Annotated in this window: 8 protein-coding genes; 5 read left to right on the top strand and 3 right to left on the bottom strand. The window is 73.0% G+C overall.

Annotated elements, in window-relative coordinates; all coding sequences use genetic code 11:
- The first annotated feature begins 246 nt into the window (after nt 1-246).
- On the top strand, nt 247-1,809 hold the full coding sequence (locus tag VR44_RS29570; RefSeq protein WP_045950685.1) for an InlB B-repeat-containing protein: 1,563 nt from the start codon (nt 247-249) through the stop codon (nt 1,807-1,809).
- A gap of 80 nt (nt 1,810-1,889) precedes the next feature.
- Here VR44_RS29570 and VR44_RS29575 read toward each other — a convergent pair whose 3' ends face one another.
- The gene (locus VR44_RS29575; protein ID WP_045950686.1) at nt 1,890-2,870 is read right to left on the bottom strand and encodes a zinc-binding dehydrogenase; all 981 of its coding nucleotides are present in this window, start codon (nt 2,868-2,870) and stop codon (nt 1,890-1,892) included.
- A 109-nt stretch (nt 2,871-2,979) separates the two neighbouring features.
- A complete protein-coding gene (locus tag VR44_RS29580; RefSeq protein ID WP_045950687.1) occupies nt 2,980-3,564 on the bottom strand; it encodes a TetR/AcrR family transcriptional regulator in 585 nt (194 codons plus the stop codon).
- A 225-nt stretch (nt 3,565-3,789) separates the two neighbouring features.
- Here VR44_RS29580 and VR44_RS29585 point away from each other — a divergent pair, with 225 nt between their 5' ends.
- Nucleotides 3,790-4,332, top strand: a complete 543-nt coding sequence (locus tag VR44_RS29585) for an isochorismatase family protein (RefSeq protein WP_045950688.1) — start codon at nt 3,790-3,792, stop codon at nt 4,330-4,332.
- A 202-nt stretch (nt 4,333-4,534) separates the two neighbouring features.
- On the opposite strand, the gene VR44_RS29590 is transcribed toward VR44_RS29585, so the two are convergent.
- Nucleotides 4,535-4,984: an SRPBCC family protein gene (locus VR44_RS29590; protein ID WP_045950689.1), complete on the bottom strand. Its 450-nt coding sequence runs from the start codon at nt 4,982-4,984 to the stop codon at nt 4,535-4,537.
- Between the two features lie 362 nt (nt 4,985-5,346).
- Between VR44_RS29590 and VR44_RS29595 the strand changes: the two genes are divergently transcribed.
- From VR44_RS29595 to VR44_RS29605, 3 genes are all read left to right on the top strand, one after another.
- Entirely contained in the window at nt 5,347-6,738 is a 1,392-nt protein-coding gene (locus VR44_RS29595; protein ID WP_045950690.1) for a cryptochrome/photolyase family protein, read from the top strand.
- A gap of 156 nt (nt 6,739-6,894) precedes the next feature.
- Nucleotides 6,895-7,488 carry a sigma-70 family RNA polymerase sigma factor gene (locus tag VR44_RS29600; protein ID WP_045950691.1) on the top strand — a complete coding sequence of 198 codons (594 nt, stop codon included), beginning with the start codon at nt 6,895-6,897 and terminating at the stop codon, nt 7,486-7,488.
- 84 nt (nt 7,489-7,572) lie between these two features.
- Nucleotides 7,573-8,472: NAD(P)/FAD-dependent oxidoreductase (locus VR44_RS29605; RefSeq protein ID WP_045950692.1), on the top strand; the 900-nt coding region annotated here is incomplete at its 3' end.

Raw genomic sequence — 8,472 nt, forward strand, 5'->3', positions numbered from 1 at the left:
CTTCCTCACCGTCGGCGTCCTGCGGCGACGGGGCGGCGGGGCGGCGGGCGCGCGACCCGGGCGACGAGCCCGACCGTCGGGGTCGGGTGCGGGGTCCGCGGCCTACGGCACCGCTGTACGGATCGTGACCGCCTCCCGGGAGGCTGAGGGCAGTGGAGTGGCGGGACGTGTCGGGCGGGTGACCTCACCCATCCGAGCGGGCATGTTTCCGGCATATTCGATGAGGCCTGTGGCTTTGTGTGCGGCATGACTCCTCCCCGCCGCCCCCGCTGGTCCCGTCTGCTCGCGCTCTGTGTGGCCGCCACGGCCGCGCTGCCCCTGGCGAGCGCCTCCGCCACCGGTGTCTCCGCCGCCCCTGCCGTCACCCGGGCCCCGTCACCCTCGGACGGCGACGGGGCCGAGGTGCTCCGCGACCGCACCGTCCCGCTCTCACTCGACGCCTTCCGGATGCTGTGCACCGCGGCCCCGTTCGGGGCCCCGCGCGCATGGACCTTCGACTTCTTCGACAACGTCCGCCTCACGGCCGTCGAGGACGGCATCGACGACGACGGGGGCACCCGCACCTGGTCCGGCCACGTGAAGGGGAGGCCGGACACCAGTGTCATCGTCTCCCTGCGCGGCGTCTGCTCCACGGGCCGCAACCAGGTCGAAGGCACCGTCGTCAAGGTCGTCGCCGATCTCGGCGAGCACGTGTACCACCTGAAGACCCTGCCCGGCAGCCCCCTGCGCGCCCGCATCACCGAGGAGGACCCGGCCAAGCAGCCGCACCACGCTCCCGACGAGCCGGCGGTGAGTCCGTCCGCGCGCACCGCGCCCCGTCACTCGCTCGCCGGGCGGGCCGCGGCCACCTCGCAGGACCCGGCCGTCATCGACGTCATCGCCGGATACACCCCCCTCGCCGTCCAGCGGGCAGGCAGCGAGCAGCAGGTCGTCAACACCATCCACTGGGCCGAGCGCAAGATGAACGAGGCCCTCGCCGACAGCGGCGTCCCGGCCAGCATCGACATCATCGGCACCTACAACACCGGCTACACCGGCAACAACACCTCCTCGGTGATGTGGAGCAAGCTGAGCAACCCGCAGAACTCCGAGCTGGGCAGCACCGCCGCCGATCTGCGCCGCCGCTACGGCGTGGACCTGATCACTGTCGTCAACAGCGTTCCCGGCCAGTCCTCCGGACAGGGCAGCCTTCCGGTGCGCGGGAACTTCGACGACAGCCTCGCCTTCTCGGTCGTCGACTACGACTCGCTCACCGGCTGGTACAACCTCGGTCACGAGATCGGCCACAACCTCGGCCTCTTCCACGACCGGCGGACCCTCTCCCAGCAGGTTCCGGACGGCAGCTGGGTCAACGACCTCAACACCCCGTACGGGACGGGCTGGATCACGTCCGACGAGGAGCACACCTCCCTCATGGCGTACGCCACCTCCTGCCGTCGGCCGTGCCGCACGGAGAACGTGTATTCCGACCCGCAGCTCGGTGTCTACGGCCAGCCCCTCGGCAACGAGAACAACGACAACGCCAGGCTCGCCCGCCTCACCACTCCGATCGTGGCCGGCTACCGCACCCTCACCATCCCCCGCACCCGCTACGCCCTCACGCTGGAGAGCTCCGACGGTGGCAGCGTCCGCCCGGCCGTCTACGGCCCCTACAAGCCCGGCACGGTCGTCGCCGTCACCGCCACCCCGGCCCCTGGCCACCGTCTGGCGGCCTGGATCTACGACGGCCGGCAGTACGCACCGAACGAGCAGGTCAACGTGACCATGGACGCCGCCCACACCCTCAGGGCGGTCTTCATCGAGGCCTGACGCCCGGGGCGGGCGTGCAGTGGTCGCGGGCCCCGGCCGGCGCCGTCGCCCCGTGGCAGGAGCACCTCCCCGGCCGGGGCTCAGTCGAGGACCACGACCATCTTGCCGAGGGCTTCTCCGGCTTCCATGATCCGGTGGGCTTCGACGATCTCGTCGAACCGGAAGACCCGGACGGGACGGGCCCGGAGCATGCCGGCGCCGATCTTGTCGTAGATCTGGTGCAACGGCACGTCGGCGAGGGGGAACGCGGGGGTGCCCAGGACGAAGGCGCTGCCGAAGAAGCTGAACCGGACCCCGCTGGGAAGGTCTCCGATCGGGTCGAAGTCGCGCACCGGCTCGAATCCGCCCAGGAAGCCGAGCTGGCACACCCGCCCGCGGGGCCGGACCGTGGCCAGCGAGTCGCGCAGGACCTTGTTGCCGACGACGTCGAACACCGCGTCGACGGCGATGCCCCGCTCGCCGACCTGGACGGCGAGCGCGCCGTCGTCAATGAGCGCGTCGTCGGCGCCGAGCTCCTTCAGCAGGGGCACGTGCGCCGGGTTCCTGGTCGTGGCGAGTACGGTCGCGCCGTGGTCGACCGCGAGGTTGACGGCGGCCTGGCCGAGCGAGGAGGTCGCTCCCCGCACCAGGACCGTCTCGCCCGGCCGCAGGTCCAGGTTGTCGAACAGGCCGCTCCACGCCGTCGCGTACACCTCGGGGACCGCGGCCAGGTCGCCCCAGCCCAGCGGGGAGTGCACCGCCACCACGTTGGTCGCCGGTACGGTCACCAGTTCCGCGTAGCTGCCGTTGCGGGTGCGGCCCATACCGCCGAGGATCGCCACCACCCGGGTACCGGAGGGGAGTCTGCCGGACGGGTCGGCCTCGACCACCCCGGCGCACTCGATCCCGGGGACGGCCGCCACCTCCCCCCAGGCTCCGCTGCGCATGTACGCCTCCGCGTGGTTGAGTCCGAAGGCCTTGACCCGGATGAGCACTTCGCCGTCGGTGGGCACCGGATCGGGCAGTTCGGTGAGGGTGAGCACTTCGGGGCCACCGTGGGCGGAGATGACTACGGCCTTCATGTCTCGACTCCGTTCTTGAGCGGATGTTCAACTATTGGTGCGGAATAAGAGCCACCGCGTGCGGTGGCCCTGTGACCTGTGTGGCCTGTGTGATCCGTGTGGCTCGCCGTCAGCCGAGAGCGGCGAAGGCGTTGTCGACGATCGCCCGCAGGAGCGCCTCGTCGGGGTTGGCCTTCCCGACGACCATCAGCCCCTGGCAGGTCGCGACCAGCAGCCTGGCGCTGCCGGCGCAGTCCAGCCCGGCACGCACCTGCCCCCTGCGAACGGCGTTCTCCAGCGCGTGGGTCATGCACCGTTCGAGCCGGGCGAGGTGGCCCCGGACGACGGCCGCCGCCTCGTCGTCCTCGGCGGCCTTCTCGATCGCCGTGTTGACGAGCAGGCAGCCCTGTCGGCCCTCGGGGCTGAGCAGGTCGCGGACCAGCCCGTCGAAGTAGCCGCGGATCTCGGCCACCGAGGCCCCCGAGGCCTCCAGCTCGCCGAGCTTCTGGGGGACGACCAGCCTGGAGTAGCGCTCCAGCGACTTCAGGAACAGCGTGCGCTTACCGCCCGGGAAGGCGCTGTAGAGGCTGCCGGGCTTCACTCCGGTCGCCTTCACCAGATCCTCGATGGACGTCGCCCGGTACCCGCGCTCCCAGAACCGCAGCATGGCCGCGTTCAGGACGGTGTCGGGCTCGAACTCTCGGGGTCTGGGCATGGGGCAAAGATAGATGAGCGATCATTCAAGAACAACCCCCGCAGAGGGCGGTACCGGATGCGGCGGCCGATGACGACGGCGCGCCCGCGTGGAAGGAGCCCGAGGAAGCTGCGCGGGGCCCTGTGCCCGGCCACCGGTACCGCGGAGGTGCACCCCGCCCCGGGCGGGCCTCGGCCGCTGGGCCTCGGCCGGCCGTGACACGGGCCGGGTCGATAGGGTCACGGGATGTCAGACACCGCACTGCTCATCATCGACATGCAGGGCGCCCTGTTGGGTGACGCGCACGAAGCCGAGGCCTGCCTGCGGGAGATCGCCGACCTCGCCGGGCGGGCCCGCTCGGCCGGAGTGCCGGTCTTCTACCTGCGCCAACGGCTCCCTGACGTACCCGCCGACCTGGCCGATGTCCATCCGGCGGTGGCGCCCCTGCCGGGTGACGTGGTGCTGGACAAGGACAGCGCGGACTCCTTCCTCCAGACCGGGCTCGGCGACTCGCTGGACCGGCGGGCGGTGCGGCGCGTGGTGGTGACCGGCTTCGCCAGCGAGTACTGCGTGGACTCCACCTGCCGCAGCGCGCTCTCGCGCGGCTACGACCTCGTGCTGGTTTCGGACGGACACACCACGCCGGAGCGTCCGCCTGGCAGTGCGCCGACGGCCGCCCAGGTCATCGCGCACCACAACGCGACCCTCTCGGCGATCCAATACGCGGGGCGCTCCATCGCGGTGGTGCCGACCGCGCAGGTCCGCTTTGGCGGCGCGCCGGCGGTGTGACCCGCGATCCACCCGGCCCCACCAGCGGGCCGAGTACCGGCGAGGCGGGTGGCGGGCCGGGGGGAGCGGTGGCGGTTCGGGGTGTTCGGTGCGGATCTCCGGCTCCAGGCCCTGCGCCGGCGGTGACGGGGGCGGGGACGCGTCGCTTCCGGCGCCTGCGCTGCCCCGCCCGCCGGCCAGCCGGACGCGCACGCGGAGCGGGTCAGACGGTGCCGCGCCAGGCGCCCGTCTCTATTCCGCGGTTCTCGATGAAGTACTTGAACCGCTTCAGGTCGCCCTTGACCTGCCGGTCGACGAAGCCGAGCTTGTCACCGACGCTCTCCGCCAGCCCCTCCGGATCGAAGTCCATCACCAGCGTCACCTCCGTGAGGGACCGGTCGATCGGCCTGAACGTGACCAGACCCGACTGCTCGCTCTGGCCGCCCACGGTCACCCAGGCGACCTTCGTGTCGGGGATCTGCTCGATGATCTCCGCGTCGAACTCCCGCCGGATTCCGGCCACGTTCGTCACCCAGTGCGTGAGCGTGTCGCCGCGCTGCTCGATCCGCTCCACCCCCTCCATGAACTCGGGGAACGACTCGAACTGCGTCCACTGGTTGTAGGCGGTGGTCACCGGCACGTCGACCTCGATCGACTCCTTGGCCTGCGACATGAATCCCAGCCCCTTCCCGTTCCGGGCCGCCGCCCGTGTCGGACGGCGACCGGGGGCACCCTGCCCCGCTCCCTCGCCTGCCCTGCCCCGCTCCCTCGCCTGCCCCGTACCCGACCGCCGACACCACCCGCCCGGGGCCATGGCTCCGAACACGACCGTGCACGGGGCGCGGTACGAGGAGTACAGGCTGGGTCCGGCCGGACGGAGCGCTCCCGGCCCGGCCCCTCGGATCGGACTCCCGGGCGCCGCGGTGAAGCGGAAGGTGCATCCGCCGGTGTGTGGCGGGCGGAACGGTCTGTAGGTGTTGCCCTGATCCACCGGCCCCGTGCGGATGTCCGGTGGCCGATTCCTGGAAGTGGCCCATGACCGTCTCCGTAGTGCTGTTCACGTCCGATCTGCGTGTGCACGACCACCCCCCGATGCGGGCCGCCCTGGAGGGCGGTGGGGAGGTCGTGCCGCTGTTCGTGCGCGACCGGGCCGTGGACCGGGCCGGTTTCGCGGCCCCGAACCGGCTGGCCTTCCTCGCCGACTGCCTCGTCGACCTGGACCGGGCGCTGCGGCGCCTGGGCGGCAGGCTGGTCGTGCGCTCGGGCGACCTGGTCGAGGAGGTGTCGCGGGCGGTGCGCCAGGCGGAGGCCGAAGAGGTGCACATGGCGGCCGGTTACACGGCCTTCGCACGGGCCCGGGAAGCGCGGCTGCGGCAGGCGCTGGAGGCGCGGGGGTGTCGTCTCCACGTCCACGAGGGCGTGTGCACCGCCGTGCCTCCCGGCGACGTCACCCCTCAGGGATCGGACCACTTCGCCGTCTTCACCCCGTACTTCAGGCGCTGGCAGGCCGAGCCGCTGCGCACCCCCCTGCCCGCGCCCCAGGGGCTGCGGGTGCCCGCGGCGCTGAGGTCCGAGGAGCTGCCCGGACGGTCGGGGCTGTCCGGTGTGTCCCCGGGACTGGCCCGCGGCGGCGAGCAGGAGGGCCGCGAGCGGTTGCGGTCCTGGCTGTCGCACCACGCGCACGCCTACGAGCAGCGGCACGACGACCTCGCGGGGGACGCCACCTCCCGGCTCTCCGCCCATCTGCACTTCGGGACGCTGTCGGCGGGCGAGGTGGTGTTCCGGGCCGGCCGGAGCGGGGGCGCGGGCGCCGCGGCGTTCGTCCGCCAGGTGTGCTGGCGGGACTTCCACCAGCAGGTCCTCGCGGCCCGCCCGGAGGCCGCCGGGCAGGACTACCGCTCCCGTGACGACCGCTGGCGGCGGGGGCGGGAAGCGGAGGCGGACCTGTCGGCCTGGCGGGAGGGGCGGACGGGGTACCCGGTGGTCGACGCCGCCATGCGCCAGCTCGCCCACGAGGGGTGGATGCACAACCGGGGCAGGCTCGTCGCGGCCTCGTTCCTGACCAAGACGCTCTACGTCGACTGGCGCGAGGGCGCCCGCCACTTCCTGAGCCTCCTGGTGGACGGGGACGTGGCCAACAACCAGCTGAACTGGCAGTGGGTGGCCGGCACCGGGACGGACACCCGGCCCAACCGGGTCCTCAACCCCGTGCTGCAGGGCCGCCGTTACGACCCCGACGGAGCGTACGTCCGGCGCTGGGTCCCCGAGCTCGCCGGAGTCGGCGGCCTCGACGGTGCGGCGGTCCACGAGCCCTGGCGCCGGAGCGGTCTCGACCGGGCGGCCTGCGACTACCCGGACCCGCTGATCGCCCTACCGGACGGCCTCGCGCGGTTCCGGCACGCCCGAGGTCTCGTGCCCCAGGGCTGATTCGACGCGGAATCGATGCGAGTTGCCCAAAGGATCCCGCCCGGTGACCCTGGACACATCGCGTCCGCCGGATCCCGGAGATTTCATCCCTCCCACGGCGGCTGTCTTCGCTCCGGCGGACGCGGTGTGGGGGCGCTATCCGGAGGAGGCTGCGTCATGACCGCATCACGTGCGGGCGACGGGAACGCGGCCCGGCCGCAAGACCTGGGCGGGGACGCGGAGATCGTCGCCCTGCTGCTCCGGGGCGACGACCGGTGGCTCGCGCTGGCACACCGCCGCTGGAGCCGTCTCGTCCACGCGCACGCCGTGCGGGTCCTCGGTGACGCGCGCGAGGCGGAGGACGTCGCACAGCACGTGTTCGTCGCGGCGTGGCGCGGCCGCCGCGGCTTCCGGCCGGAGCTCGGGACACTGCCCGCGTGGCTGATGGGCATCACCCGGCGCAAGACGGCCGACGCCCTCAGCGCGCGGACCCGGCGCCTGGAGCTCGTGGCCGCCGCCGGGGTGCGGATCCGCGACGAGACGGCCGGTGACGTCGAGCGGGTGATCGACCGGGTGGTGGTCACGGAGGAGCTCGCCCGGCTCCCGCGCGTCCAGCGCGACGTCCTCACGCTCGCGTACTTCGCGGACCTCACCCAGGTGCAGATCGCCGACCGCACCGGCCTGCCGCTGGGCACCGTCAAGAGCCACGCCAGGCGGGGCATGCGGCGGCTGCGCCTGCGCGCCGTCCCGGGCGTGGAGAGCGGGCGCTGAGAGGCCCCGCCGGGCACCGCAGCAACGGATGGAGCAGGGGCCGGGACCCGTCGTCCCGGCCCCCGGACACCAGGGGTGGACCATATGGACCGCAGCAGCATCGCAGTGATCGGGGCGGGCGTCTCCGGCCTCACGGCCGCCCACGTCCTCTCCCGCGTCCACGACGTGGTCCTCTACGAGGCGGACGCCCGCCTCGGGGGTCACGCGCACACCCACGAGGTGCCGGCCGCCGGTGGCGGGACCCTCGGCGTCGACACCGGCTTCATCGTCCACAACGAGCGCACCTACCCGCACCTCCTGCGGCTGTTCCGGGAGCTGGGGGTGAGCACCCAGGACGCGGAGATGAGCATGTCGGTCCGGTGCGACGGCTGCGGCCTGGAGTACGCCGGCGCCCGCGGGCCCCGGGGACTGCTGGGCGGCGGGAACCTGCTGCGCGGCCGCCACCTGCTGATGCTCGCCGAGGTCCCCCGCTTCCACCGCGCCGCGCGCCGGCTGCTCGCCGGCGGAGACACGACCCGCACCCTGGGCGCGTTCCTGCGGCAGGAGCGCTTCTCGCCGTACTTCGTCAGCCACTTCGCGATCCCCCTGGTCTCCGCCGTGTGGTCCTGCGCACCGGACTCCGCGCTGCGGTACCCGGCCGCCTACCTGTTCCGCTTCCTCGACCACCACGGACTGCTGTCGGTCACCGGATCGCCGCAGTGGAGGACCGTCACCGGCGGGTCCCGGGCCTACGTCGAGCCGGCCGCGAAGTCCCTGGCCCGCGTCCTGACCTCCACCCCGGTCCGCGCGGTCGTCCGCGGAGCCGGCCGCGTCCGCCTGGTCACCGAGGACGGGGAGAGCGCCGAACACGCCGCCGTCGTCATCGCCGTCCACCCCCACCGGGCGCTGCGCCTCCTCGCCGATCCCACCGAGCTGGAACGCCGCGTCCTCGGTGCCTTCACCTACTCCCGCAACCCCACCGTGCTGCACCGCGACACCACCGTC

Source organism: Streptomyces katrae, from assembly GCF_000966975.1.
GTDB classification, from domain to species: domain Bacteria; phylum Actinomycetota; class Actinomycetes; order Streptomycetales; family Streptomycetaceae; genus Streptomyces; species Streptomyces katrae.

Bases quoted from the DNA above. Each gene is read 5' to 3' on its own strand.
- VR44_RS29570 (WP_045950685.1), top strand. From the start codon at position 247: ATGACTCCTCCCCGCCGCCCCCGCTGGTCCCGTCTGCTCGCGCTCTGT.
- VR44_RS29585 (WP_045950688.1), top strand. From the start codon at position 3,790: ATGTCAGACACCGCACTGCTCATCATCGACATGCAGGGCGCCCTGTTG.
- VR44_RS29600 (WP_045950691.1), top strand. From the start codon at position 6,895: ATGACCGCATCACGTGCGGGCGACGGGAACGCGGCCCGGCCGCAAGAC.
- VR44_RS29580 (WP_045950687.1), bottom strand. From the start codon at position 3,564: ATGCCCAGACCCCGAGAGTTCGAGCCCGACACCGTCCTGAACGCGGCC.
- VR44_RS29590 (WP_045950689.1), bottom strand. From the start codon at position 4,984: ATGTCGCAGGCCAAGGAGTCGATCGAGGTCGACGTGCCGGTGACCACC.
- VR44_RS29575 (WP_045950686.1), bottom strand. From the start codon at position 2,870: ATGAAGGCCGTAGTCATCTCCGCCCACGGTGGCCCCGAAGTGCTCACC.
- VR44_RS29595 (WP_045950690.1), top strand. From the start codon at position 5,347: ATGACCGTCTCCGTAGTGCTGTTCACGTCCGATCTGCGTGTGCACGAC.